Here is a 1,626-nt window from a genome sequence, read left to right as displayed (position 1 = left end):
CGTGGGCTCGGAGATGTGTATAAGAGACAGGTCTCATACCCCCGGGGGGTATCTATGAGCGCGACGAAGGCCGGTCCCAAGGCCCCGATTGCTGTGGATGCCCTGGACTTCAAGGGGTGGCCGCGTGACCGGGCGCGGCGTCGTGAGCGGTTCATCCGTGAGCACGTCATCGTCCCCAAGGGCAAGGGCTCCGGCGGCACGTTCAGGCTGCGCCCCTGGCAACGCGACATTGTGCGGGGCGCGTTCGGGGTTGGCATCCGCACCGCACTGGTGTCCCTGCCCCGCGCCAACGGCAAAACGGCGCTGGCTGCCGCGCTGGCCGTCGCTGAGCTGTTCTGTGGCCCGGATAGTGCCGAGGTGCTCGTGGTGGCCTCAGACCAGCGACAGGCCAACATCGCGCTGAACATGGCCCGGCGGATGATCGAGCTGAATCCGGAGCTGGCGGCGCGGGCCCACATCTACGCCGACAAGATCAGGGTGCCTCAACGGGACGCAACTATGATTGCCCTGCCGGCGGACCCGGCTGCGCTTCACGGTTGGGATCCGTCGTTGTTGATCGTGGACGAGCTTCACGTGGTCACGGAGGCTGTTTGGGAAGCGGTCACGTCGGTGTCGGGCAAGCGCCCGGAAAGCACCGTTCTCGCCATCAGCACCCCGGCCACGTCCGCCGATTCCATCATGTGGAGGCTCGTTGAGCATGGCCGAAGCGGCCAAGACCCGGCGTTCTTCTTGCGGGAGTTCGCCGCGCCGGACGGCTGCGCCGCCGACGACCGGGCGGCGTGGAAGCTGGCCAACCCGGCTCTAGGCGACTTCCTCGCGGAGGACGGCTTGGCGGCTGCGGCCCGCACCCTACGCGAGCCGGTGTTTCGCCAGCTCCGACTAGGGCAATGGGTCAAAAGCGCCGGCGCGTGGTTGCCTCATGGCGCGTGGGATGAGTGCGCGGACACCGCCCGCGTGGTGGCCCCCGGTGAGCGCGTCGTGCTGGCGTTCGACGGCTCCGCGTCCGGCGACTCCACCGCGCTGGTGGGCGCGACCGTCGGGCCGAAGCCGCATGTCTTCGTTCTCGAGGTGTGGGAGAACCCGGGCGATCCACAATGGCGGGTACCCCGGGCGGACGTGGACATGGCCATCGACCTCGCGTTCAGCACCTACGACGTAGCCGAGTTTGCGGCGGACCCGTGGGGTTGGCGGTCCGAGCTGGAAGCCTGGGCCCAGCGACATGGAGAGCGCCGGGTGGTGGAGTGGAACACCGCCTTTGCCAAGCGCATGGCCCCGGCAACCGATCGGTTCTACCAGGCGGTCATCGACCAGACCGTGAGCCATGACGGCGACCACCGGCTGGCCGCGCACCTCGCGCACGCCGTCGCGCAACGGACCCCGATGGGTGACCTCATCGCCAAGGACAAGCGCAACTCACCCCGAAAGATCGACGCGGCGGTGGCGGCAATCGTCGCCCTGGACCGCGCCGCACACCACACCAACACAAAACGGCGGCACCGTGCCGCGAGTTTCTGAGAAGGAGAAGAACATGGAACTGGAAACCAAGCTGACTCGAGTGCTCCAGGCACTCGAAGCCGGTGCCCCGCAGCGGGCAACGAGGGAGCGTTACTTTAAGCCGGAGCAGCC

1 protein-coding gene is annotated in these 1,626 nt (G+C 67.8%); it reads left to right on the top strand.

Going from position 1 to position 1,626, the window contains the following annotated elements:
* The first annotated feature begins 54 nt into the window (after positions 1 to 54).
* The gene (locus ACTQ48_RS11115; protein WP_441570959.1) at positions 55 to 1,515 is read left to right on the top strand and encodes a terminase large subunit domain-containing protein; all 1,461 of its coding nucleotides are present in this window, start codon (positions 55 to 57) and stop codon (positions 1,513 to 1,515) included.
* Positions 1,516 to 1,626 lie beyond the last annotated feature (111 nt).

It is taken from the genome of Collinsella sp. Sow4_E3, assembly GCF_052116285.1.
GTDB lineage: Bacteria > Actinomycetota > Coriobacteriia > Coriobacteriales > Coriobacteriaceae > Collinsella.
Note: the sequence above shows the minus strand (reverse complement) of the source record. Positions and strands in the feature narration are given on the sequence as shown.

What these genes read in the sequence shown, in the direction of transcription:
- ACTQ48_RS11115 (WP_441570959.1), top strand. Translation starts at nt 55, where the DNA reads ATGAGCGCGACGAAGGCCGGTCCCAAGGCCCCGATTGCTGTGGATGCC.